Source organism: Micromonospora sp. SH-82 (assembly GCF_051132485.1).
Taxonomy (GTDB): Bacteria; Actinomycetota; Actinomycetes; order Mycobacteriales; family Micromonosporaceae; genus Micromonospora.
In genome coordinates this window covers 1,196,413-1,220,005 of the sequence record NZ_CP148049.1, presented here as the reverse complement: position 1 = coordinate 1,220,005, position 23,593 = coordinate 1,196,413, and the positions used below count along the sequence as shown (strand labels likewise).

At 72.3% G+C, this 23,593-nt stretch carries 22 protein-coding genes; 13 read left to right on the top strand and 9 right to left on the bottom strand.

The features are described from left to right. Positions 1-174: 174 nt before the first annotated feature. Positions 175-1,467 (bottom strand): acetyl-CoA C-acetyltransferase, encoded by a 1,293-nt coding sequence (locus WHN02_RS05660; protein ID WP_434742377.1) that lies wholly within the window; start codon positions 1,465-1,467, stop codon positions 175-177. Positions 1,468-1,524: 57 nt separating this feature from the next. Here WHN02_RS05660 and WHN02_RS05655 point away from each other — a divergent pair, with 57 nt between their 5' ends. From WHN02_RS05655 to WHN02_RS05625, 7 genes are all read left to right on the top strand, one after another. After that, positions 1,525-2,892: a 3-oxoacyl-ACP reductase gene (locus WHN02_RS05655; RefSeq protein ID WP_434742376.1), complete on the top strand. Its 1,368-nt coding sequence runs from the start codon at positions 1,525-1,527 to the stop codon at positions 2,890-2,892. Further along, entirely contained in the window at positions 2,889-3,791 is a 903-nt protein-coding gene (locus WHN02_RS05650) for a MaoC family dehydratase (protein ID WP_434743829.1), read from the top strand. Before WHN02_RS05655 ends, WHN02_RS05650 begins: the two co-directional genes overlap by 4 nt. A 177-nt stretch (positions 3,792-3,968) precedes the next feature. Continuing rightward, on the top strand, positions 3,969-4,721 hold the full coding sequence (locus WHN02_RS05645) for an NUDIX hydrolase (protein WP_434742375.1): 753 nt from the start codon (positions 3,969-3,971) through the stop codon (positions 4,719-4,721). Beyond that, complete coding sequence (locus tag WHN02_RS05640) at positions 4,718-5,710, top strand: serine/threonine protein kinase (protein ID WP_434742374.1); 993 nt, start codon at positions 4,718-4,720, stop codon at positions 5,708-5,710. Before WHN02_RS05645 ends, WHN02_RS05640 begins: the two co-directional genes overlap by 4 nt. Before the next feature lie 29 nt (positions 5,711-5,739). Next, a complete protein-coding gene (locus WHN02_RS05635; protein ID WP_434742373.1) occupies positions 5,740-6,711 on the top strand; it encodes a hypothetical protein in 972 nt (323 codons plus the stop codon). 119 nt (positions 6,712-6,830) lie between these two features. Further along, positions 6,831-8,078, top strand: coding sequence for an adenylosuccinate synthetase (locus tag WHN02_RS05630; RefSeq protein WP_434743828.1), 1,248 nt, complete (start codon positions 6,831-6,833; stop codon positions 8,076-8,078). A gap of 41 nt (positions 8,079-8,119) precedes the next feature. Next, positions 8,120-8,719 carry a DedA family protein gene (locus WHN02_RS05625; RefSeq protein WP_434742372.1) on the top strand — a complete coding sequence of 200 codons (600 nt, stop codon included), beginning with the start codon at positions 8,120-8,122 and terminating at the stop codon, positions 8,717-8,719. On the opposite strand, the gene WHN02_RS05620 is transcribed toward WHN02_RS05625, so the two are convergent. Further along, complete coding sequence (locus WHN02_RS05620) at positions 8,716-10,029, bottom strand: hypothetical protein (protein ID WP_434742371.1); 1,314 nt, start codon at positions 10,027-10,029, stop codon at positions 8,716-8,718. The two genes, WHN02_RS05625 and WHN02_RS05620, sit on opposite strands and share 4 nt — an antisense overlap. A gap of 86 nt (positions 10,030-10,115) precedes the next feature. After that, on the bottom strand, positions 10,116-10,805 hold the full coding sequence (locus tag WHN02_RS05615) for a TetR/AcrR family transcriptional regulator (protein ID WP_434742370.1): 690 nt from the start codon (positions 10,803-10,805) through the stop codon (positions 10,116-10,118). A 58-nt stretch (positions 10,806-10,863) separates the two neighbouring features. Between WHN02_RS05615 and WHN02_RS05610 the strand changes: the two genes are divergently transcribed. After that, positions 10,864-11,316 (top strand): SCP2 sterol-binding domain-containing protein, encoded by a 453-nt coding sequence (locus tag WHN02_RS05610; protein WP_434742369.1) that lies wholly within the window; start codon positions 10,864-10,866, stop codon positions 11,314-11,316. Positions 11,317-11,333: 17 nt separating this feature from the next. On the opposite strand, the gene purD is transcribed toward WHN02_RS05610, so the two are convergent. The 3 genes from purD to WHN02_RS05595 all read right to left on the bottom strand — a co-directional run bounded on the left by purD (position 11,334) and on the right by WHN02_RS05595 (position 15,205). After that, complete coding sequence (purD, locus tag WHN02_RS05605; protein ID WP_434742368.1) at positions 11,334-12,581, bottom strand: phosphoribosylamine--glycine ligase; 1,248 nt, start codon at positions 12,579-12,581, stop codon at positions 11,334-11,336. 151 nt (positions 12,582-12,732) lie between these two features. Next, positions 12,733-13,725 carry a type IV toxin-antitoxin system AbiEi family antitoxin domain-containing protein gene (locus tag WHN02_RS05600; RefSeq protein ID WP_434742367.1) on the bottom strand — a complete coding sequence of 331 codons (993 nt, stop codon included), beginning with the start codon at positions 13,723-13,725 and terminating at the stop codon, positions 12,733-12,735. Positions 13,726-13,915: 190 nt separating this feature from the next. Continuing rightward, positions 13,916-15,205, bottom strand: coding sequence for an adenylosuccinate synthase (locus tag WHN02_RS05595; protein ID WP_434742366.1), 1,290 nt, complete (start codon positions 15,203-15,205; stop codon positions 13,916-13,918). 124 nt (positions 15,206-15,329) lie between these two features. Between WHN02_RS05595 and WHN02_RS05590 the strand changes: the two genes are divergently transcribed. Both WHN02_RS05590 and WHN02_RS05585 read left to right on the top strand, forming a co-directional pair. After that, on the top strand, positions 15,330-16,325 hold the full coding sequence (locus tag WHN02_RS05590; protein WP_434743827.1) for a hypothetical protein: 996 nt from the start codon (positions 15,330-15,332) through the stop codon (positions 16,323-16,325). A 164-nt stretch (positions 16,326-16,489) separates the two neighbouring features. Beyond that, positions 16,490-18,751 carry a chromosome partitioning protein gene (locus WHN02_RS05585; protein WP_434742365.1) on the top strand — a complete coding sequence of 754 codons (2,262 nt, stop codon included), beginning with the start codon at positions 16,490-16,492 and terminating at the stop codon, positions 18,749-18,751. 110 nt (positions 18,752-18,861) lie between these two features. Here WHN02_RS05585 and WHN02_RS05580 read toward each other — a convergent pair whose 3' ends face one another. After that, positions 18,862-19,290: a DUF3151 domain-containing protein gene (locus WHN02_RS05580; protein ID WP_434742364.1), complete on the bottom strand. Its 429-nt coding sequence runs from the start codon at positions 19,288-19,290 to the stop codon at positions 18,862-18,864. 171 nt (positions 19,291-19,461) lie between these two features. Here WHN02_RS05580 and WHN02_RS05575 point away from each other — a divergent pair, with 171 nt between their 5' ends. Further along, positions 19,462-20,706 carry an LOG family protein gene (locus WHN02_RS05575; RefSeq protein ID WP_434742363.1) on the top strand — a complete coding sequence of 415 codons (1,245 nt, stop codon included), beginning with the start codon at positions 19,462-19,464 and terminating at the stop codon, positions 20,704-20,706. Between the two features lie 74 nt (positions 20,707-20,780). Here the strand turns inward: WHN02_RS05575 and fbaA are convergent, their stop codons facing one another. Together fbaA and WHN02_RS05565 are read right to left on the bottom strand one after the other, a co-directional pair. After that, complete coding sequence (gene fbaA, locus WHN02_RS05570) at positions 20,781-21,803, bottom strand: class II fructose-bisphosphate aldolase (protein WP_434742362.1); 1,023 nt, start codon at positions 21,801-21,803, stop codon at positions 20,781-20,783. 151 nt (positions 21,804-21,954) lie between these two features. Then, complete coding sequence (locus WHN02_RS05565) at positions 21,955-22,338, bottom strand: phage holin family protein (RefSeq protein WP_434742361.1); 384 nt, start codon at positions 22,336-22,338, stop codon at positions 21,955-21,957. Positions 22,339-22,469: 131 nt separating this feature from the next. On the opposite strand from WHN02_RS05565, the gene WHN02_RS05560 reads away from it, so the two are divergent. After that, the gene (locus WHN02_RS05560; protein WP_434742360.1) at positions 22,470-22,682 is read left to right on the top strand and encodes a hypothetical protein; all 213 of its coding nucleotides are present in this window, start codon (positions 22,470-22,472) and stop codon (positions 22,680-22,682) included. Between the two features lie 118 nt (positions 22,683-22,800). Then, complete coding sequence (locus WHN02_RS05555; protein ID WP_434742359.1) at positions 22,801-23,439, top strand: DedA family protein; 639 nt, start codon at positions 22,801-22,803, stop codon at positions 23,437-23,439. Positions 23,440-23,593 lie beyond the last annotated feature (154 nt).

The following is a 23,593-nucleotide window of genomic DNA, read 5'->3' as shown; positions in this document are numbered from 1 at the left end:
GCACGGGCCTCACCGTCGTTGGTGATCAAGGGCTTTGCGTCAGATCCCGGCTGCGGAATGACACAAATCCCTTGATCACCGGGGCGAAGGGCACGGAGGCTCGGGGAATCGGGGCGAAGGGCAGCCCGGGGATCGGGGTGGGGAGCGCAGGGGTGGGGAAAGGGGAGGGGGGGGTCAGCGTTGGAGGATGGCGGTTACGCCTTGGCCGCCGGCGGCGCAGATGGAGATCAGGCCTCGGCCGGAGCCCTTCTCGGCGAGGAGTTTGGCCAGGGTGGCGACGATCCGGCCGCCGGTGGCGGCGAACGGGTGACCGGCGGCCAGCGACGATCCGGTGACGTTGAGGCGGTCGCGGTCGATGGTGCCGAGCGGGCCGTCGAGGCCGAGCCGGTCGGTGCCGAACTCGGGGGACTCCCAGGCGGCGAGGGTGGCCAGGACCTGCGACGCGAACGCCTCGTGCAGTTCGTAGAAGTCGAAGTCGGCCAGGTCGAGTCCGGCGCGGGCCAGCATCCGGGGCACCGCGTAGGCGGGGGCCATCAACAGGCCCTCGTCGCCGTGGACGAAGTCGACGGCTGCCGTCTCCGACCAGGTGAACCAGGCGAGCACCGGCAGGTGGTGTTCGCGGGCCCATTCTTCGCTGGCCAGGAGGACCGTGGAGGCCCCGTCGGTGAGCGGGGAGGAGTTCCCGGCAGTCATGGTGGCCCGGTCGGCGTCCGGTCCTCGGGTGCCGAAGACGGGTTTGAGCGACCCGAGCTTCTCCAGGCTGCTGTCCGGGCGGAGGTTCTGGTCGCGGGTCAGCCCCAGGTAGGGGGTGATCAGGTCGTCGAAGAACCCTCTGTCGTACGCGGCGGCGAGCCGTTGGTGTGAGCGTAGCGCCAGTTCGTCCTGGGCCTGCCGGTCGATGTTCCAGCGCAGCGCGGTCTGGGCGGCGTGGTCGCCCATCGACAGCCCGGTACGGGGTTCGGCGTTGCGGGGCAGTTCGGGCCGGAACGGCTGGTGGGGGCGGAGCCGGGCGGCGAGCTTCAGCCGTTCGCCGAGGGTCCGCGCCGAGTTGAGTTTGAGCAGCGTACGGCGTAGGTCTTCGTTGAGTGCCAGGGGCGCGTCGGAGGTGGTGTCGACACCTCCTGCGATGCCGACGTCGAGCTGCCCGAGGGCGATCTTGTTGGCGACCAGGATGACCGCTTCGAGGCCCGTCCCGCAGGCCTGTTGCAGGTCGTACGCGGGGGTGTGCGGGTCGAGTTGCGAGCCGAGGACCACTTCACGGGTGAGGTTGAAGTCGCGGGAGTGCTTGAGGACAGCCCCGGCGACCACCTCGCCGATCCGCTGCCCGGCGAGGCCGAACCGGGCCACCAGCCCGTCGAGGGCCGCGCCGAGGAGGTCGGCGTTGCCCGCCTGGGCGTACCGGGAGTTGGAGCGGGCGAAGGGTACGCGGTTTCCGCCGATGACGGCGACCCGCCGGATGCTCTGCACGATCCCGTCTCCGTTTCGCGGACTTGCCGACAACCTACCGACCAGTAGGCTACCGCTATGACCGACAGGTACGCGAGCTTCGTCCGATCGGGGGCCGGTCGCGCGCTGGTCAAGCGCCTGGGACTGCCCGACCCACCGCGACTGCGCCGGTTCACCCCCGGCGACCCGCTGTTGCCCGGCCCCTTCGTCCTCGACGGGGGTGGGCGGCTCGCCGACCGGGTCGGTCGGATGCTCCTCGCCACCGGGGCGGCGATGCGGGACACCACGCCCGACGTCGCAGATCCCACGGTCCGGCCGAACGCGACGAACGGGGCGCTGATCTTCGACGCCACCGCCGTGTCCGACTCCAAGCAACTGCGGCAGGTGTACGACTTCCTCCACCCCCGCGCCCGCTCCCTGACCCCCGGTGGTCGGGTGGTGGTGCTGGGCACCCCGCCGCAGGAGTGCACCTCGACCCGGGCCGCCACCGCACAACGCGCCCTGGAGGGGTTGACCCGCAGCGTCGGCAAGGAGTTCGGGCGGGGCACCACCGCCCAACTGGTCTACGTCACCGAGAACGCCGACGAGGGGACCTGGGTCAGCCTGGAGGCGACCCTGCGGTTCCTGCTCTCCGGCCGGTCGGCGTACGTCTCCGGGCAGGTGATCCGGGTCGGTGCCGGACGGGCGGTCGCCCCGGCGGACTGGAACCGCCCCCTCGACGGGCAGGTCGTCGTGGTCACCGGGGCGGCCCGGGGGATCGGCGCGGCGGTGGCCGAGGTGCTGGCCCGCGACGGCGCGGAGGTGGTCGCCCTGGACGTGCCGGCGGCCGGGGACGCCCTGGCGGCGGTGGCGAACGGGATCGGCGGCAGCGCCGTACAACTGGACCTGACCGCACCGGACGCACCGCAACGGCTCGCCGACCACCTGGCCGGTCGACACGGCCGGGTCGACGCCGTGGTGCACAACGCCGGGATCACCAGGGACAAGACCCTGGCCCGGATGGACCCCGACCGGTGGGACACCGTCCTCGACGTGAACCTCTCCAGCCAGGAACGGATCAACGACGTCCTGCTGGAACGGGACCTGGTCCCGGCGGGTGGACGGCTGGTGTCGGTCTCCTCCGTTTCCGGGATCGCCGGGAACCGGGGGCAGACCAACTACGCCACCAGCAAGGCCGGGGTGATCGGGCTCGTCGAGTCGTCGGCCCCGGTCCTGCGGGAGCGGGGGATCAGCGTCAACGCCGTCGCCCCCGGGTTCATCGAGACCCGGATGACCGCCCGGATCCCGTTGACGATCCGGGAGGCGGGCCGCCGGATGAACAGCATGGCCCAGGGCGGTCTCCCGGTCGACGTGGCCGAAACCATCGGCTGGCTGGCCTGGCCCGCCTCCGGTGCGGTCACCGGCAACGTGGTCCGGGTCTGCGGCCAGAGCCTGTTGGGCGCCTGATGACCGATCGACACAAGCCCGTGGGGCAGGAGCGGATGCGGGAGCGGGTGCAGCTGCCCGGGTTGCCGTCGGCCGGGCCGCTGTACCGGCGGGCCCTGCTCGGCGCGCTGCCCCTCGGGGGCGGCCGTCGAGGTGACGCCCTGCCCGACGTGGAGTACGCCGTCGACGGGGTGACCGTCGACGGTGGGCACCTCGCCGAGTACGACCGGGTCTGCGGGTTCCGGTTGACCGACGAGTTGCCGGGGACGTACCCGCACGTGCTCGGTTTTCCGTTGGCGCTGCGGCTGATGACCGGGGCGGACTTCCCGCTGCCCCTGGTGGGTCTGGTGCACGTGGCCAACCGGATCACCGTCCACCGCCCCGTCCACGCCGGGGAACCGTTGGACCTCGTCGCGTACGCCGAACTGTTGCGCCCACACGAGCGGGGTCGGCAGGTCGACGTCGTGGTGACCGCCTCGGTCGGGGGTGTCGAGGCGTGGCGGGGTGTCTCGACGTACCTGCGTCGGGAGTCGACCCCCGACGGCGGTGGCGGGCGCGAGCGCCGGGACCGGCAGGCACCGCCGGCCCCCTCCGCCCGGTGGCGGGTGACCCCGTCGGTCGGTACGGAGTACGCCCGGATCTCCGGCGACCTCAACCCGATCCACACCTCCCGGCTCGGGGCCCGCCTGTTCGGGTTCCCCCGTCCGATCGCGCACGGGATGTGGACCAAGGCCCGGTGCCTGGCCGCCCTGGCCGGTCGACTACCGGCCGCCTACTCGGTGGAGGTGGAGTTCAAGCGGCCGGTCCTGCTGCCGTCCACAGTCGACTTCACCGCCACCCCCGCCGAGGGTTTCGCCCTCCACAGTGCCCGCACCGGCCACCCCCACCTGACCGGAACCCTCGGACCGCCGCACCCGTAGCCGCCTTCTCGCAGATCTCGGGAAGGAACGGCCCTGAGGGCCGTCCGCTTCCAAGATCTCCAGCTGCGGCGGGTCCTGGGCGACCTCGGGGTGGACAGTCACCCGATCGTGCGATACGTTGTTCTCAGATCGAGTTCTTCTCACTTAGAGAGTGAGTCGGGCGGGGAGGAATGCAGCGTGAATGAGCAGGAGTTTCTCGCCGAGTACGACCCCCGGGCGTACCCGGCCGTCGCGGTGACGGTGGACGTGGTGGCGCTGACCATCCGCGACGGCGTACTGCACCTGCTCCTCGTCCGACGCGGCGAGCCACCGTACGAGGGCCACTGGGCACTGCCCGGCGGGTTCGTCCACCCCGACGAGGACCTGATCACCGGGGCCCGGCGGGAGTTGGCCGAGGAGACCGGGCTCGGCGGTGACCGGCTGGGCCGGGTCCACCTGGAGCAGTTGGCCAGCTACGGGGCCCCCGACCGGGATCCCCGGATGCGGATCGTCTCCGTGGCGTACCTGGCGTTCGCCCCCGACCTGCCCGACCCGACCGCCGGAACCGACGCCGAGGACGCGGCCTGGCTGGCGGTGACCGCACTGCCCAGCCGTCCGCTCGCCTTCGACCACGGCCGGATCATCGAGGAGGGGCTGGAGCGGGCCCGGTCCAAGCTGGAGTACACCCCGCTGGCCACCCGGTTCCTCGACCCCGAGTTCACCATCACCGAGCTGCGGGCCGTCTACGAGACGGTCTGGGGGCACCCGCTGCACGCCGGGAACTTCCACCGCAAGGTGCTCTCGGTGCCGGGGTTCGTGGAGAGCACCGGCACCAGCACCGAGCGGGGCGGAGCCCGGGGCGGCCCCCGCGCCAAGCTCTACCGCGCCGGTGACGCCCGACTGCTGCACCCGGCGCTGCTGCGCCCCGCCCGGGAGGAGACGATCCGGTGAGAACCTCCGAGGCGATCCACCTGGTCGCCGCCGTGCGTACCGACGCCGAACTCTTCGGCGACCAGGCCCCGGCCCGCCGGTACCGGGAGCTGGTCGCGGCGCTGCACCCGGACCGGCTGGGTGCGGCCGACGACCGGGAACGCGTCGCCGCCGTCGAGGCGTTCCAGCAGGTCACCGCCAGGTGGCGGGCGTTCCGTGACGGGAGTACGGGTTCGACGGTCGCCCTCGGCGACTACCGACTCGGTGCGCTCCGGTACGCCGGTGACCTGACCGACCTGTACGACGTCGGGGCGGACCGGCTGCTGAAACTGCCCCGCGACCCGGCCGACAACGACCTGATGGCCCGCGAGGTACACGCCCTGCGCACCATCGAGGAGCAGGGCGACCCCCGGCACCTGCCGTACGTGCCCCGGCTGGTGGAGAGCTTCCGGCACCGGGATCCCGCCACCGGCGCCGAACGGCGGATCAACGTGGTGGCCGCCGTACCCGGTCTGCACAGCCTCGACGACGTACGCCGGGCGTACCCGGACGGGGTCGACCCTCGGGACGCGGCCTGGATGTGGCGACGGCTGCTGGTCGCCCTGGGCCTGGCCCACCGCGCCGGGGTGGTGCACGGGGCGGTCCTGCCCCGGCACGTCCTGATCGAGCCCGACGCCCACGGAGTGGTCCTGGTCGACTGGTGCTTCGCCACCCCGCTCGGGCACACCGTCCCGGCGTGGGTCCCCGGTTTCGCCGACTGGTACCCGCCCGAGGTGGCAAAGCGGAAACCGGCCGGGGCCGGCACCGACATCGCCATGGCCACCCGGTGCATGACCTGGCTGATGGGTTCCCGCGCCCCGCGCGAGCTGCTCGCCTTCGCCGACGGCTGCCGGCAGCGGTTCCTGCGGTCCCGACCCGACGACGCCTGGCAGCTGCTCGGCGAGTTCGACCAGGTGCTGGAACGGCTCTACGGCCCCCGCACCTTCCGACCCTTCACCCTCACCCGCTGAGGAACACCTCACCCCTCAAGGAGGCTGCCATGGGCAGCGGAGTCTGGTCCACCGACGTCTACGACGCAGCGAAGAAGTACCGCCGGGCCACCGGCAAGAGCGCCTTCTCGTACAGCGACAGCGGGGCGCGGAAGGTCCACCCCTCCCTCGACCCCCGGGACGCGATGCGGGAGAGCCGGGACTCGACCGAGCACCCGCAGTCGACGCCGATCGCGGTCCTGTTCGACGTGACCGGGTCGATGGGACACGTCCCGCGCACCCTCCAGAACAAGCTGCCCCAGCTCCTCGGGCTGCTGCAACGCCAGGGGTACGCCCGGGACCCGCAGATCATGTTCGGTGCGATCGGCGACGCCACCTGCGACCGGGTCCCGTTGCAGGTCGGGCAGTTCGAGTCGGACAACCGGATGGACGACGACCTCGGCCGGATGGTGCTGGAGGGCGGCGGTGGCGGCCAGATGCAGGAGTCGTACGAGCTGGCCATGTACTTCATGGCCCGGCACACCGCCACCGACAGCTGGGACAAGCGAGGTCGGCGCGGCTACCTGTTCATCATCGGCGACGAGCTGGCCTACGCCGGGGTCAAGCGCCGGGAGGTGGCCAAGCTGATCGGCGACGACCTCGGCGAGGACGTCCCGATCCGCCGGATGGTGGACGAACTCGTCCAGCGCTGGGACACGTACTACCTCCTCCCCGCCGGGAGCCACTACGCCCGCAACTCGAAGGTGCTGGACTTCTGGCGCGACCTGCTCGGGCAGAACGCCGTCACCCTCGACGACCTGGACGCGGTCTGCGAGACCATCGCCCTCACCATCGGCCTCGGTGAGCAGGCCATCGACCTGGAGGAGGGCCTGCGGGACCTGGAGCGGGCCGGGTCGACGGCGACCGGGACCGTCTCCAAGGCGCTGGCCCCGCTGCGGGCCGGTCGGCAGGCGGTCGTGTCGACCCTGCCGCCCGCCTCGACGGGGGCCGCACCCACCAGCGGTGGGGTCACCCGGCTGTGAACGGGACACCCACCCGCAGCGGTCCGGTCGGTGTCGACACCGACCGGACCGCCCACCGGCCCCGGCTCCCCCGCCCGAACGGGACCGGTGGGGGGATCGGGGCCGGCGGGCGACACGTCATGGTCGTCGACCTCGGGTACGGCGACGCGGGCAAGGGCACGGTCGTGGACTGGCTCTGCGCCACCCGGCCGGTGCACACGGTGGTCCGTTTCAACGGGGGTGCGCAGGCGGCTCACAACGTCGTCCTGCGCGACGGACGACACCACACGTTCGCGCAGTTCGGGGCGGGTACGTTCCGCCCCGGGGTGCGTACCCACCTGGCCCGGCAGGTGGTGGTCGACCCGCTGGCCCTGGCCGCCGAGGCCGACCACCTCGCCGAGGTCGGGGTGCCGGACGCCCTCGACCGGCTCACCGTCGACGGGGAGGCGCTGCTGGCCACCCCGTACCACCGGGCCGCCAACCGGGCCAGGGAACTGGCCCGGGGCGACGGGCGGCACGGCTCCTGCGGGCTCGGGGTGGGGGAGGCCGTCGCGTACGGGCTCGCCCACCCCGACGAGGCACCCCGGATCGCCGACTGTCACGACCCGGCCGTGCTCCGCCGCCGACTCACCGCCCTGCGGGACCGGCTCACCGCCGAACTCGGGCCGCTGGACGCCCCACCCGTCGACGACTGCCTGCCCGCGTTCACCGCCTTCGCCGAGCGGGTGGCGATCGTCGACAGGACCTACCTGACCGGGGTGCTGCGGGCCGGGACCTGCGTCTTCGAGGGCGCCCAGGGCGTACTCCTGGACGAGTGGCACGGATTCCACCCGTACACCACCTGGAGCACCACCACCTTCGCCAACGCCGAGACCCTGCTCGCCGAGGCGGGTTCGGCCGGGCAGGCCGAGCGGTTGGGAGTGCTACGGACCGTCACCACCCGGCACGGCCCCGGCCCCCTGGTCACCGAGGATCCGACGTTGCCCCTGGCCGACCCGCGCAACCCCACCAACCGGTGGCAGGGGCACTTCCGGTTCGGCCACTTCGACGCCGTGGCCCACCGGTACGCCCTCGCCGTGGCAGGTGGCGTCGACGGCCTCGCCCTGACCCACCTCGACCTCGCCGACCACGGCCTCGACCTGCGCATCTGCCACCGGTACGACACCCTCGGCGAGCTGGCCCCGGGCCGCCCCGGAGACCTCGACCGGCAGGCGGCACTCACCGACCGACTGCTCACCGCCCGACCGGTGTACGACGCCGAGACCCCCGACGACTGGCCGGAGGCGGTGTCGGCGGCGCTCGACGTGCCGGTGGTGCTCACCTCCCACTCCCCCACCGCCGAGGGCAAGGTGGAGTGGGGCCGGGCCCTCTCCACGCCCGTTGCCTAGAAGCGCCGGTTTCTCGACGCCGTACGGTCGAGCATGGGGGGATGCAGTCGCTGCTGGACCTGCTCCGGGAGACGGTCACCTCACCATGGGTCTACCTGGTGATCTTCCTGGTGACGGGGGTGGACGCGGTCTTCCCGGTGGTGCCCGGGGAGACGGTCGTGGTCACCGCCGGGGTCTTCGCGGCGACCGGGCAACCCGACCTGGCCTGGGTGATCGTGGTGGCCGCCCTGGGCGCGCTGGCCGGCGACCACCTGTCGTACGCCATCGGACGATCGGGCGGCAGCGGACGGCTGGACCGGGCACCGGCGGACAGTCGACGGCGGGCGAGCCTGGAACGGGCCCGCCGGGCACTGGACCGGCACGGCGGACTGATCCTCACCACCGCCCGCTACATCCCCGGAGGACGGACCGCTGTGACCCTGACGATGGGCGCGGTCCGCTACCCCCGGCGCCCATTCCTGGGCTACGACGCCCTCGCCGCCGCGACCTGGGCGACGTACAGCACCCTGCTCGGCTACTTCGGCGGCCTCGCCTTCGAACGTGACCCGGTCCGGGGAATCCTGGTCGGGGTCGGGCTGTCGGCCGCCGTCACCGGGCTGGTGGAGGTCGCCCGTCGGCTCCGCCGCCGAACCGCCCCCTAGACCGGTTCGGCGACGTCGTCGAGGTAGGCGCGCATCGCGTCCCGGTTGCGGGGAAGCCCGTACTCACCGACGAGCATGCTGAAGTTCCCGAAGGTCCGGTCGCCGAACAGCCAGGTCCCCTCGGCGGCGGCCAGCGTCTCGACCAGTCGCCGCTGCCGGGGCGGCAGTCCGGCCGCCGGGGTCCCCGCCGCCAACGGCCCCTGTGGGAAGGCCATCCGCAGCGCCTCCGTCGCCACCGGCAACGCCTCGGTCCCGGTGACGGTGGGGAGCCGGTCGAGCAACGCGTCGAACGCCCGGTCGGCGTGCTGCGGGCCGCACTGGCGCAGGGCGAGTGCCGCGTACCCGCCCAGGTCACCGTCGAGGAACGGCACCTCCTCGTCGCCCCCGTCCGCACCCTCCGAACCTGCACCGGCCTGCGGGTCTGCGCCCGTCTCCGGATCTGCACCGGCCTGCGGGCCTGCACCGGCCTGCGGATCTGCGCCGGGCTGCGGGGTCGTCCAGCGGAGCAGCTCGTCGACGGTGGCCGCGTCGCAGTGCTCACCCAGCACCCGGGCCCGCCCCACGGCGGCGGCCCACCGCACCACCGGACGCGGGTCGGTCAGCAACCCCGGATCCGGGGCGGCACCGAGCAGCCCGGCCGCCACCACGGCGGTAGCCACCTCCACCGGACTCCGGACGAACCGGGTGGTCGAGGGCTGCGGGGTGGTGACCCGGACCAGGGCGGCGAGCGAGTCGGCGGCGTCCTGCGGGAACCAGGCCAGCGCATACGCCGCCCCGATCCTCAGCTGCGGATCGGGGTGGTCGAGCAGGCGGCGGAACAGCGGCACACCCTCCCGGACCGCGTCGTACACGGCCAGGGAGACGTACTCCCAGAACCGGTTCTGGTCCGCCCCGTCGAGCGATTCGAGGTAGCGGTACTCGAGGTACTCGCCCTCGTCGCCCGGGGGCGGCTTGGCGGCGAGCAACTCGCGTCCACCCTCGGCCGACCGGCGCAGGTCGTCGACGGGGAAGCCGTCGGGCAGGTGACCCTCGTCGTACCCGATCGCCAGCGAGGTCAGCAGGCTCGACACCCAGTCCGGTTCCGGGGTGTCCTCGGCGGCGAGCAGTTCCAGCAGGAAGGGCACCGCGTACGCGCTCGCCTGGTAGCGGCTCCCCTGGTGGAAGATGTTGCCGAAGAGCGCTTCGAGCGCCTTCTCCCGCACCTTCGGATCGAATGACCGGAGGGCGCGGATCTGGTCGGGCACGTCGGCGGCCGACCCGTAGGCGTGGCCGAGCCGATCCCATTCGACATCATCGAGTCCGTCAAGCACCCGCCCATCCTCGACCACCCCACCGACACTTCCTCGCCGGACCGACGGGAGGCTCCTCGACCACCGGGTCCGGGGCAGCCGCCGTCCTACTCCTCCGGCGGGGTCCAGGTGGTCCCGGTGAGGAGTCGGGCGGCGCCGAGCCAGGCGACGGTCATCATCCGGGTGGCGGTCGCGGCGGGGTCGGCGTCGGGGTGGTCGGCCAACCAGTCGGCAAGCGACTCGCTCGCCCCGACCAGGGCGTACGCCACCACCTCCAGGTCGGATCCGCCCACCTCCCGCCCGGACTCGGTCACCCGTGCGGGCTCGGGCTCTCGCTCGGACCGCGCGTGGTGGAGCATCCCGGCGACCACCTCGACCATCCGTGCCCGGATCGTCGCCAGTTCACCGGCGAAGGGCTGCGAGCCACGGGCCTGCCGGTAGAGGACCGCCCAGCCGTCCCGGTGTGCCCCGACGAAGCCGAAGAAGGCCCGGAGTCCGCGCCACAGTCGCAGGTCGGCGGGGAGGTCGGGGGCGGCCGCCCCGGCGATGGCCTCCAGCATCCGGGTGGCCTCCCGGTGCAGGCAGGCGACGAACAGCTCCTCCTTCGTGCCCAGGTATGCGTACACCATGGGTTTGGAGATGCCTGCCGACTCGGCGATCTCGTCCATGCTGGCCGCGTGGAAACCGCGTCGGGAGAAGGTCCGCACGGCCGCGTCGAGCATCTGCTGCTCGCGTACGGCCCGGGGCAGACGTTTGAACGCGGGCACGTCGGGCACCTTGCCAGCATACCTACTCATACGTAAGGTTACGCTTGAGTAACCTGCGTCGACCCATCCGTGAGAGGTGCCAAACCCGATGACTGACTTCGACCCGGCCACCTTCGCCAACTACGGCCCGAAGGAGTTCGCCCAGCTGGTCAAGTCCACCCCGGACGCCAAGATCGCCGAGGTGATGTCCGGCAACCTGCGAGGCACGGTCCTCGACGAGGTCTTCACCCGGCTCCCGACGATCTTCCGTCCGGAGAAGGCCGGCTCCACCAACGCGGTGATCCACTGGACCATCACCGGGCGGCCCGACGGCGGATCCGACACCTACGAGATCGTCGTCGCCGACGGCACCTGCACCGTCGACAAGACCCCGCAGCACGAACCGAAGCTCACCCTGACCATGGGGCCCGTCGAGTTCCTCCGGATCGTCAGCGGCGGCGCGAACCCGGTCATGATGTTCATGACCGGAAAGTTGAAGGCCAAGGGCGACCTGGGCCTGGCCGCCAACATCGCCAACCTCTTCGACATCCCCAAGGCCTGATCCCGCCTCGGGCCGGATCAGCCGGGCAGTGCGATCCGGCCCTCGACGGCGGCGGTGGCGATGTCCCCACGGCGGTGGGCCCCTGCCAGCGTCACCCCGTCGACCAGCTCGTACGCCGCGTCCCGGGCTGCGGCCAGGTCCGGGCCGGTGGCCGTACCGCAGAGGATCCGCCCTCCGGCGGAGAGCAACTCGCCGTCCGGACCGCGTCGGGTCCCGGCGTGGATGATCCCCGGCCGGTCACCACCGGTGATCACGTCCCCGGTACGCGGCGTCCCCGGGTAACCCTCGGCGGCGAGGACCACCGTGACCGCCGCGCCGTCCCGCCAGCGCAACGGCGGATGATCGGCCAGCGTACGCGTGGCGGCGGCGTGCAGCAGCCCACCGAGCGGGGTCTCCAGCAGGGCGAGCACCACCTGGGTCTCCGGGTCGCCGAACCGGGCGTTGAACTCGATCACCCGGGGGCCGGCGGCGGTGATCGCCAGCCCGACGTAGAGCAGCCCGGCGAACGGGGTGCCCCGGCGGCGCATCTCGGCCAACGTCGGGTGCACGGTGCTCGCCATCACCTCGTCGACGAGGCCGGACGGCGCCCACGGCAACGGCGCGTACGCCCCCATGCCGCCGGTGTTCGGACCGGTGTCGCCGTCCCCCACCCGTTTGAAGTCCTGGGCCGGCAGGAGCGGCACCGCCGCCTCCCCGTCGGTCACCACGAACAGCGACACCTCGGGTCCGGCGAGGTACTCCTCCACGACGACCCGACCGCACTCGGCGGCGTGCCGCAGGGCGGCCACCCGGTCCTCGGTGACCACGACACCCTTGCCGGCGGCGAGCCCGTCGTTCTTCACCACGTACGGTGCACCGAACTCGTCGAGCGCCGCCGCGACGCTCTCCGCGTCGGTGCAGCTGTACGCCCGGGCGGTCGGCACCCCTGCGGCTGCCATCACGTCCTTGGCGAACGTCTTCGACCCCTCCAGCCGGGCGGCCTCGCCACCGGGCCCGAAGACCGCGACGCCCTTGGCGCGCAGAGCGTCGGCGACCCCGGCCACCAGTGGCGCCTCCGGTCCGATCACGACCAGGTCGGCGGCGACCTCCACCGCCAGCGCGGTCACGGCCGCCGGGTCGGCGGCGTCGACCTGCCGCAGCTCGGCGAGCCCGGCGATCCCCGGGTTCCCCGGCGCCGCGATCAGCGCCTCGACCTCCGGATCACCAGCAAGCCCCAGGGCGAGCGCGTGTTCGCGCCCCCCACCACCAAGAAGAAGTACCCGCACGCCGCCGAACTCTACCCACCCCCGCCCCACCCCACCCCGGCCGGCTCCACCCCGGCCCCTCCCGCCCCCGGCCGGGTCGGCCCCCGGCCCCGATTCGGTGATCAAGGGGTTTGGGTCAGGTCGGTGATCGAAGTTGACGCAAACCCCTTGATCACCAACCCTGGGTCGAGGCCCGGCGGGGTGGTGGGGTGGTGAGGGCTTCGCGGACGGACCAGGGGATGTAGTCGGGACGGAGGGTGTCGGCCCAGGTGAAACGGAGCACCCGCCAGCCCGCGTTGACGAGTCGGTTCTGCCGCCGACGGTCGGCGAAGAGGGCTTCCGGCGTACCGTGTGGGCCTTCACCGTCGGCCTCGGCTATCAATCGGGCCGACCGCCATCCCAGATCACCCACGGCGATCAGGTGACCGTCCTGGTCGCGCACCACCAGTTGCAGCGCGTCAGGGGAGACGCCTCCGTCGACGCACCGCAGTCGAGAGCGCGTCTCCAGTGGCGACTGCGCCCGACCGTCCGCCTCCCGGACGTACGACCGCGCCGCGACGGCACCCCGGCGTCCCCGGACGAGCGCCGGCACCGCCGCCAACTGCTCGACGGTCACGAAACCCCTGTTCAGCGCGGATTCGAGCACACAGACAGCCGGGTAGCGGTCTTCCCGCAGGGCCACGTCGACAACGGTACGCAGAGGTGACGTGGCTCGGATCCCAGCCACGTCGACGATGTCACCCGGGACGGTGGTCAGCTGGTGCACGACTGCCCGGGGGTCACCGCGCCGCTGAGACCTGGGCTGGTCGGCGGGGACCGACACGTGGATGGCGGAGGTTCGCCGGAGACCGGCGATGCCGTGCAGTTCGAGAGCCGTGTCCAGCACCGCGAAGGCCCCGGTTCCGAGGCTGGTGACGGCGGCTCGGATCAGCCCCCGGCGACGTACCGGATCGAAGGCTGCACTCCCCGGCGCGAACCGGTCGTGTCCCGAGTCGGCGGCCGCACCTACCGGCGCGAAGCAGCCACGGGCGAGCCGGCCCCAACGACCGGACCGACACAGTTGTCGAATCTGACCTCGGGTCAGCCCGGCGGCGAGGGCCTGGCTCGTGGTGACCATGCCGTCCTGCTGGGCGGCCACCCTCTGAAGGATTTCGAGCGGCGTCACCCCCACACCCTCCCCCGCCCACCGAAAACCCTCACCCCCTGTGGAAAACCCTGTGGACAACCGCGGCACCGGGCTCACCCCGCCCTGTTGATCAAGGGATTTGCGTCACCAGAAGGCTCACCGATGACGCAAATCCCTTGATCAACGCCGGAAATCGGAGGGGGCGCTGGAGGGAGGTGGGGGTTCGGGGTTAGGGGAGGAGGGGGTGGAGGGTCACGTTCTCCTGGCGGCCGGGGCCGACGCCGACGATGCTGACGCGGGTGCCGCAGAGTTCCTCGATGCGCTGGATGTAGCGCTGGGCGTTCTTGGGCAGGTCCTCCCAGGTACGCGCCTCACCGATCTCCTCCCACCAGCCGTCGAGCTCCTCGTAGACGGGGCGGGCGTGGTGGAAGTCGGTCTGCGTCATCGGCATGTCGTCGAAACGCTCACCGTTGATCTCGTACCCGACGCAGATCGGCACCTTGGGCAGGCCCGTGAGCACGTCCAGCTTGGTGATGACCAGGTCGGTGACCCCGTTGAGGCGGCACGCGTACCGGGCGACCACCGCGTCGAACCAACCACAGCGCCGCTCCCGGCCGGTGGTGGTGCCGTACTCCTGGCCGACCTTGCGCAGGTGTTGGCCGTTCTCGTCGAACAGCTCGGTGGGGAACGGGCCGGAGCCCACCCGGGTCGTGTACGCCTTGCTCACGGCGATGACCTGGTTGATGGCGGTCGGCGGGATACCCGCGCCCACACACGCCCCACCGGCGGTCGGGTTCGACGAGGTCACGAACGGGTAGGTGCCGTGATCCATGTCGAGCATGGTGGCCTGGGCGCCTTCCAGCAGGACGATCTCGTCCCGGTCGAGGGCGTCCCAGAGCATGGCCCGGGTCTCCGCGATGTACGGCCTGAGCCGCTCGGCGTACTCCAGGTACTCCTCGATCGTCGCGTCGACGTCGATCGCCTTGCGGTTGTAGATCTTGAACAGGAGCTGGTTCTTCTCGCGGAGCGCGAGTTCCAGCTTCTTGCGCAGGATGCCCGGGTCGAGCAGGTCCTGGAGCCGGATGCCCATCCGGGCGACCTTGTCGCCGTACGCGGGGCCGATGCCCCGGCCGGTGGTGCCGATCCGGGAGGAGCCGAGGTACCGCTCGACCACCCGGTCCAACGCCCGGTGGTGCGGCATGATCAGGTGCGCGTCACCGGAGATCCGCAGCCGGGAGACGTCCACCCCCCGCTCGGCGAGCCCGTCGATCTCGCTGAGCAGGACCTTCGGGTCCACCACCACCCCGTTGCCGATGACGATCATCGCCCCGGGGGAGAGTGCCCCGGAGGGCATCAGGTGCAGGGCGTACTTCTGCCCGTCAGGGGTGATCACGGTGTGTCCGGCGTTGTTCCCGCCGGAGTAGCGCACGACGTAGTCGACCCGCTCACCCAGCAGGTCGGTAACCTTGCCCTTGCCCTCGTCGCCCCACTGAGCGCCGATGAGCACGATCGCTGGCATCTTCTCTGCCTCCAGAAGGCTCGGGTGCCAGGTGGCGACCGGTTGGCGAGCCCGGGGGATCAGGCTAACAAGTTGTGACGACGTGGCCGGCAGGGGTCACGGCGAGAAGCAGGAGGCTCCGACCGTGTACGACGTGGTGCTGCTCGCCCTCGACTCGGAGCGGAGGGCTCCCGGGGGATGCGGCAGCGGCGACTCCTGCTGCGGCCCGGCGGCCGGAGACGGGTGCGAACCCGCCGGGGAGCGCTGCGAGACCCCCCGGGTGCCCGTTCTGACCTGCGCGGATGCGCTCACCCGGCGGGGTGCCCGGGTGGAGACGGTCACCGCCCGGTCGGACGCGGAGATCGACGCTGTCCTCGCCCGACTCGACGGTCCACCCCGCCCGGACGGACTGACCTGGCCGGATCCGGACGGCAAGACCCGCCTCGTCGTCGCCACCGCCAGTGACGCGCAGTTGCGTGCGGTACTGCGCCGGATGGTGCGCCGGTACGCCCCGCCACCCAGCCGACGCCCCGCCGACCTGGCGGGCAACCGTACGGTGCCGGACCTGCCGCCGGTGGGCGTACTCCCGCTCGACCCGGCCCGGGTGGGGGCGCAGCGGGACCTCGCCGCGCAGCTCGGGCTGCCGCGCGACCCGGCGGAGGTCGCCGCGGCGGTGCTCGACGGCGACGCACGTCGGCTGGACCTGCTCCGCAACGACGGCGGCTCGGTGACCCTGGACGGAGCGCTGCTCGGGGCCGCCGACGACGCCGGTCGCCCGATGCCGTTCCGGGGCCGGATCGAGGTCGACGACGTCGTGCTGGCCACCGGCGAGGAACGGCTGTTGGCCTGCGCGATCGGCAACGCCGGCGGGTACGCCCGGCTCGACGACGTGGCCCTGCTGACCGCCCCCGACCCGACGGACGGGCTGGTCGAGGTGGCGGTGGCCGTTCCCGTGGTCGCCCGACGCGCGTTGGGCAGGAAGCGGGTACGGCTGGAGGTGCGCCGTGCCCGGGGCCGGGCGGTGGCGGTCGTCCCGCGTGACGAGCGGGTCCCCTATCTCGACGACGGCGTCGAGGGTGAACTGAACCGCAAACGTTCCTGGTGGATCGAGCCGGGCGCCTGGGCGGTCTGGACCAACTGAACGGTTCGTCGGGATCGACGACCGGGCGGATCCGCCCCGACGGTCCGCATCGACCTGGGCCGACGGGACCGGCGGATTCGCCCCGACGGCCCGCATCGACCTCGGCCGACGGGACCTGCGTCGCACGGACGCCTATCCTCGGCAGGAGGAGTGGGGGAGGAACCGTGGCCGACGACAGTGCCGACCGGGTCCGTGGACCTGGTCACCAGCCGGTGCCCGAACGGGACGTCGAGCCGGTCTGGCCACCGGAGCACGGTGGTCCGACGGCAGCCCAGGGACACCTGCCCGCCGACGACGCCCCGGTGGTCGACCACCACGCGTACCCGTCGCTCAGTCAGCCGCCACCACCGGCGGTGCCGAGGACGACCGACGACGCCGCGACGCCGTGGGCGGTGAACGCCCCCGTCGACCTGCACTCCCCGTTCACGATGGACCAGCCGGTGCCAGTCCAGCCGGTCCAGCCGGTACCGGTCCAGCCGGCACCGCCCCCGGTTCCCCAGCAGCCGGTGGCGGTCCCGGAGGAGACCGGCGGCCGGGCCGCGCCCGAGCCGCCGAGGACGCCCTGGACCGCACCGCGACACGCGGCCACCAGCGATGAGCACTCGGCCGCCGACGACCCGTCGACCGGCAACGGACGACCGTCGGTGACCGGCGACCCGTCCGCAGGCGGCGGACGCACGCCAGGGGCCGGCACCCCGTCTGCGGGCGGCGGACGCACGCCGGGGGCGGGCACCCAGGCCGCCGGTGGTGGGCGACCGTCGGGGGCGGGCACCCAGGCCGCCGGTGGTGGGCGACCGTCGGGGGGTCACGGGCCGTCGAACGGCGGTGGGCGGGCGTCGCAGGAGTCACCCTGGGCACAGCCACCGCAGCGGGTCGCCGGTCCGGGCTCCCCCGATCCGGTACGCGGGGGCGGCCCCCCGCACCCGGCCACCACACAGATCCCGCAGCCACCCAGCCCGGCCGCCCCGATCCCGCAGCCGACGACACCCGCCGACCCGGTTCCCGAGCCGACCTCCGCCGACCCGATCCCGCACTCGCCGACTCCGGCCGACCCGATCCCGCAGTCGCCGATTCCGGCCGGACCGGATCCGGCTGCTCCCGAGGCGGAGGGTGCCCGCCCGGGGCCACGACCCCCGACGTTCGCTCCCCCCGTACCGGTGCCACCCCGGGTCGACCAGTCGGGTCCGGTCCCGCCCGCGGCACCCCACCCGGCGTCGGGCCACGCCGACCCCGCAACGCCACCGCAGGCCGCACCCGGACCGGGGGCACACACCCTGGGACCGGGGGCGCATCAGGAGACCCCCGGCCAGGATCCGGCCGGTTGGCCTCCGGCGACGTGGCACCAGGGATCCGGTCACCCGATGCCGCCGCAGTCGTACCCGGGGGCGAACGCCGGTCCGTCGGCATACCCGGGGGCGGACGCCGGACCGCAGTCGTACCCAGGGGTGGACGCCGGTCCGTCGGCGTACCCGGCCACCGCCTGGTCACCGGAGCCGCCCGTACCGCCGACTGCGGAGGACTTCGCCCGTCGTCGGCAGCTCCGGCCGCCTGATCCGGTGGCCACCGTCGGCCTCCGAGCGGTGATCAACAAGACGGGTCTGGTCAAGCTGCCGCCGGGCCGACACGAGCAGGAACTGCGGCAGGACATCGAGATGGTCCGGCGCAACTTCGGCGGACTACGTCAGGTGACAGTGGTCAACCCCAAGGGTGGCGCCGGCAAGACCGTGGCCATCCTGCTGCTCGCCATGACCTTCGGACAGAAGCGCGGCGGGTACGTGTTGGCCTGGGACAACAACGAGACCCAGGGCACCCTCGGGATGCGCGCCCAGCAGGACTTCCACTCCCGTACGGTGCGGGACCTGCTGCGCGACCTCGGACAGTTCGAGGGGGCGCAGGGCCGGGTCGGGGACCTGTCGCAGTACGTCAGGTCCCAGGGGGAGGGCATGTTCGACGTGCTCGCCTCGGACGAGTCGGCCACCGGGGGCGAAATGCTGACCGCTGCGGCGTTCGGCGAGCTTCGGGAGGTGGTGAGCCGGTTCTACAAGTTGATCTTCGTGGACACCGGCAACAACGTCCGGGCGCACAACTGGCAGGCCGCCATGGACGCCACCGACCAGTTGGTGGTCACCATGTCGGCCCGTAACGACTCGGCGGAGACCGCGGCCCGGATGCTCGACCACCTGGAGCAGAGCGGACGACAGCGGTTGGTCCGGCAGGCGGTGACAGTGGTGTCGATGCCCCCGTCGCGCAAGGAGATCGACCTGCCGGCGATCCAGCAGCACTTCGCCGCGCGGACCCGGGCGGTGCTGCTCGCGCCGTACGAACGGCTCATCGACTCCGGTGAACCGATCCGGTACGGCGGACTCTCCGCAGCCACCCGCGACGCCTGGCTCAAGATCGCCGCCTCGGTGGCCGAAGGGCTGTAGCCGCCGGAGGCGGGGCGGGTACGGCGGGTGCCGTACCCGCCCCGGCAGCGGATCAGAGCCGACGACGAGCCTGCCGACGGCGGCCGGTTCCGGGTCGACCAGCTGCGACGTCAGTCGCTGGAGAGAGCGTCCCCGGCGGCGGGGTCGCAGTCCCGCAGAAACTGCGCGCACCGGGCCGCCTCGTCCGCCTCACCGATCTCGCCGGCCGCCCGGGACAGGACGTAGAGGCAGCGCAGGAATCCCCGGTTCGGGTGATGCGCCCACGGCACCGGACCGTGCCCCTTCCAGCCGCTGCGGCGCAGCTGGTCCAGACCACGGTGGTACCCGGTCCGCGAGTAGGCGTACGCGGCGACGACCTGACCCTCGGCCAGGGCACGGGCGCCCAGCGCCGCCCACGCCGCGCTGTAGGTCGGGAAGCGCGCGGCGACCTCCGCGTAAGCCTCGTCGGTGGCGGTCTGCCCGGCGGCAGCCAGGGCGGCGTCCGCCTCGGTGGCCTCGGGAAGGAGGGTGGCCGGGGGCTCCGGCAACAGGTTCTGCATCGCCCCATTCAACCCGCTTCGCGTCGGCCTCCGCGAGGGGGGTTGGGACTCGGAGACCACCGGAACGGCTGTATCGCGTCACCCTCCGGGGCAGCTGCCGGAGGGCGTCCGGGGTAGGCCGGGGCTGCCCGGGTGAGGTTCGGTGTTGATCCGTTCGGGCAGGATGGCGGAATGCCGACCCCACCTCCCGCGGACGTCATCGAGCCGCACACCCACCCCGACGAGATCGAGACCCGGACCGCCTTCGACGAGCGGCTCACCACCGGCAGCCTCACCGGGCTCACGGTCCAGGGGCTCCGGCTGGACCTCGATCCGGTGCCGGACCTCGCCGACGTGGACGTCGCCGGCACCCTCTTCATCGGCTGTCGGTTCGCGTCCCGGGAGGTCGGGGCGGACCTGCTCCGGCGGGGCGCGAACGTGGTCCCGCCCTTCTCCGAGCTGCCCTACCCGACCCAGCCGACCCATCTCTACACCCCGCAGGAGCTGGCCGCCGGGTTCGCCGAGGCGGGCTTCGCCGGCATGTACGACACCCGGGTCTACGAGCACTTCCGGGCCCACGGCGGCGCGCTGCCGGAGGTGAAGGAGGCGCTGGCCCAACGGTTGCACGACCACGGGGTCGACAACGCCCTGGCCGACGCCACCCGCGCCTGGCTGGCCGACCACGGACCACAGTCGGTGGTGGGGATCATGGGCGGGCACGCGGTGCTGCGCGGCAGCGCCCCGTACCGGATGGCCGCCACGCTGGGGTGGGAGCTGGCCCGCGCCGACCGGCTGATCGTCACCGGGGGCGGCCCGGGGGTGATGGAGGCGGCGAACCTGGGCGCGTTCCTCGCCCCGTACCCGGTGGAGGAGTTGGCCTCGGCGATCGACACGCTCGCCGAGGCACCCGACTACGCCGACCACGAGCGGTACACGGCGGCGGCGCTGGCGGTCCGGGCGCGGTACGGCCCCGACGACGCGCCCGCCGAGCCGGCGTCGGACGGCGCCGTGGTGCCCCGCCCCCGGGCGGCCGGGCCGGACGTCGACTGGGCCCGCAGCGGCGGACTGGCCATCCCCACCTGGCTGTACGGGCACGAACCGGCGAACCTGTTCGCCGGGCGGATCGCCAAGTACTTCTCGAACGCGATCCGGGAGGACACCATCCTGCGCCTGGCCCGGGGTGGGATCGTCTTCGCCCCGGGGCGGGCCGGGACCGTCCAGGAGGTGTTCCAGGCGGCGACGAAGACCTTCTACGGCACCGACGGGGCCAGTGGCGCGTACGTCTTCCTGGACCGGACGTACTGGACGCAGGAGTTGCCGGTGGAGGCGTTGCTGCGGCCCCTGCTTGCCGGTTCGCCGTTCGGTGACCTGGCGAAGACCGTCCACCTCACCGACGACGTGCACGAGGCGGTGGGCATCCTGACCCGTCACCACTGAGTGGGGGTGCTGCCCGAAAGGGCCCCCGCTCGCTGCCCGGACGGGCGGAGCGGAGGCCCTGCGGGCGGTTCAGGTCACGTGAGCTTGGTGCCGGTGGAGCGCAGGTGCTCGCAGGCCTCGACGACCCGGGCGGCCAGGCCGGCCTCGGCGAGCTTGCCCCAGGTACGCGGGTCGTACTGCTTCTTGTTGCCGACCTCGCCGTCGATCTTGAGTACGCCGTCGTAGTTGCGGAACATGTGGTCCGCGACCGGGCGGGTGAAGGCGTACTGCGTGTCGGTGTCGATGTTCATCTTCACCACGCCGTAGTCCAGCGCCTCCCGGATCTCCTCCAGCAGCGAGCCGGAGCCACCGTGGAAGACCAGGCTCAGCGGCTTGTCCTTGCCGTACTTGGCGCCGACCGCCTCCTGGATCTGGTTGAGGATCTCCGGCCGGAGCTTCACGTTGCCCGGCTTGTAGACGCCGTGCACGTTGCCGAAGGTCAGCGCCGCCATGTAGCGGCCCTTCTCGCCGAGGCCGAGCGCGTCGACCATGGCCAGGCCGTCCTCGACGGTGGTGTAGAGCTTGTCGTTGATGGCGTTCTCGACGCCGTCCTCCTCACCACCGACCACGCCGACCTCGATCTCCAGGACGATCTTGCCCTCGGCGGCCCGGTCGAGCAGCTCGGAGGCGATCTCCAGGTTCTCGGCGACGGGTACGGCGGAGCCGTCCCACATGTGCGACTGGTAGAGCGGGTCCTCGCCCCGGGCGACCCGCTCCTTGGAGATGGCCATCAGCGGGCGGACGAACTTCTCCAGCTTGTCCTTGGGACAGTGGTCGGTGTGCAGGGCGATGTTGACCGGGTAGTTCTTGGCCACCTCGCGGGCGTACGCCGCGAAGGCCACCGCACCGGAGACCATGTCCTTGACGGTCGGGCCGGAGAGGTACTCGGCGCCACCGGTGGAGACCTGGATGATGCCGTCGCTCTCGGCGTCGGCGAAGCCCTTGAGGGCGGCGTTCAGGGTCTGCGAGGAGGTGACGTTGATCGCGGGGTACGCGAACCGGCCGGCCTTGGCGCGGTCCAGCATCTCCGCGTAGACCTCGGGGGAAGCGATGGGCATGTCGAACGCTCCTTACTTACCGCTGTCGGCCGGTTGGCCGCTGTCTTCCGTTGGTCCGCCGGACCGCACTGTCCACCGCCGCAAGTATCCCGTAGCAGCCGTACAGCGGCACAACCGCCCCGAACACCGCCACCTCGACCGGCTCACCGGCCTACCGGCGGTCCACGTTGTCCGGCAGGACGATGCTGATCAACCAGCTGACCACGGCCACCACTATCGCCCCCCAGAACGCCGGCCAGAAGCCGTCCACCCGGAACGGCAGGTCCAGGGCGTCGGCGATCCAGTCGGTGAGGAGGAACAGCAGGGCGTTGACCACGAGCGCGAACAGGCCGAGGGTGAGCAGGTAGAAGACGCAGCCGACCACCTGGATGACGGGCTTGAGGACCGCGTTGACCACCCCGAAGATCAACGCCACCACCAGCAGGGTGAGCGCGGTGTTCGCCCCGGACCGACCGCTCACCTCCACCCCGGGTACGACCAGGGTGGTGACCCACAACGCGACAGCTGTGGTCGCCAATCGGATCAGGAATCCCACCGCCTCATCCTGGCATCGTGAGGCCGCCGCAGGGGTGGCAATCGACCGACGCGTACCCGGCGGGACGAGCGGGGAGGCCGGGCACCCCGTACGGTGTGGGTAGTTTTCCACCGTTATCCAAGGGAGGGACGATGGGACAGCCCGACGAGGACTTCACCCCGAGCGACCACCTGACGCCGGAGGAGCGTGACCCGGAGGCACCGGAGGCCGACGTCGTCGAGCAGGCGACCTCGACCGACCCGGCGGACGGCGAGGTCGAGCCGCACCGGGGTCTGGAGGTCGGTGACTGGGACGCCGCCGAGCAGGCCCTCCTCGTCACCGGCGACGAGGACGACTACCGCTGATCCGCCGGTCGACGCCGGTGGCGGGGTGTGAGCGCCCGGTCACGGCCTAGACTACTGTCGGCCGTCGTCGATGCCGTACGACCGCCGCTGTCGTTCGGCACAATTCGGAGGTCGTCGCGTGCCCACCACCCTGGCTCTGGGGCCGGACTGGCTCGATCCGGAGTTCCTGATCTCCACCTTCGGGCTGCTCGGCATCCTGGCCATCGTCTTCGCCGAGTCCGGGCTGCTGATCGGGTTCTTCCTGCCCGGCGACTCGTTGCTGTTCACCGCCGGTCTGCTCACCGCCGACGGGCAGTACATCACCTACCCGCTCTGGGTGGTCTGTCTGCTGATCACCATCGCCGCGATCGCCGGCGACCAGGTCGGGTACGCCTTCGGCCGCAAGGTCGGTCCGGCGTTGTTCCGCCGGCCGGACTCCCGCCTGTTCAAGCAGGAGAACGTGGTCAAGGCGCACGGCTTCTTCGAGCGGTACGGCGCCCGGTCGATCGTGCTGGCCCGGTTCGTGCCGATCGTCAGGACGTTCACCCCGATCGTGGCCGGGGTGTCCGGGATGAACTACCGGACCTTCGTGACCTACAACGTCGTCGGGGGTGTCCTCTGGGGCACCGGGGTCACGGTCCTGGGCTTCTTCCTCGGGCAGATCCCGTTCGTGAAGGCCAACATCGAGGCGATCCTGATCGCCATCGTGCTGGTCTCCGTACTGCCGATCGCCTTCGAACTCCTCCGGGCCCGGCTCGCCACGCACCGCCGCGCCTGATCGTCACCCCGCCACCACACCTGACCCAATACTCAGTAAATCCAACGTCGTCGCAGGCCGGGGCCGCCGAGGGCTCGATCGGCCCCCGGTAGCCTGGTTGCCCACGTGACCGGTCCGCGTACCGCGGTCCGGCCGGACTGACGAACGAACGGAT

What these genes read in the sequence shown, in the direction of transcription:
- WHN02_RS05610 (WP_434742369.1), top strand. Translation starts at nt 10,864, where the DNA reads ATGACTGACTTCGACCCGGCCACCTTCGCCAACTACGGCCCGAAGGAG.
- WHN02_RS05655 (WP_434742376.1), top strand. Translation starts at nt 1,525, where the DNA reads ATGACCGACAGGTACGCGAGCTTCGTCCGATCGGGGGCCGGTCGCGCG.
- WHN02_RS05615 (WP_434742370.1), bottom strand. Translation starts at nt 10,805, where the DNA reads ATGAGTAGGTATGCTGGCAAGGTGCCCGACGTGCCCGCGTTCAAACGT.
- fbaA (WP_434742362.1), bottom strand. Translation starts at nt 21,803, where the DNA reads ATGCCCATCGCTTCCCCCGAGGTCTACGCGGAGATGCTGGACCGCGCC.
- WHN02_RS05580 (WP_434742364.1), bottom strand. Translation starts at nt 19,290, where the DNA reads ATGCAGAACCTGTTGCCGGAGCCCCCGGCCACCCTCCTTCCCGAGGCC.
- WHN02_RS05630 (WP_434743828.1), top strand. Translation starts at nt 6,831, where the DNA reads ATGGTCGTCGACCTCGGGTACGGCGACGCGGGCAAGGGCACGGTCGTG.
- WHN02_RS05560 (WP_434742360.1), top strand. Translation starts at nt 22,470, where the DNA reads ATGGGACAGCCCGACGAGGACTTCACCCCGAGCGACCACCTGACGCCG.
- WHN02_RS05595 (WP_434742366.1), bottom strand. Translation starts at nt 15,205, where the DNA reads ATGCCAGCGATCGTGCTCATCGGCGCTCAGTGGGGCGACGAGGGCAAG.
- WHN02_RS05575 (WP_434742363.1), top strand. Translation starts at nt 19,462, where the DNA reads ATGCCGACCCCACCTCCCGCGGACGTCATCGAGCCGCACACCCACCCC.
- WHN02_RS05635 (WP_434742373.1), top strand. Translation starts at nt 5,740, where the DNA reads ATGGGCAGCGGAGTCTGGTCCACCGACGTCTACGACGCAGCGAAGAAG.
- WHN02_RS05625 (WP_434742372.1), top strand. Translation starts at nt 8,120, where the DNA reads ATGCAGTCGCTGCTGGACCTGCTCCGGGAGACGGTCACCTCACCATGG.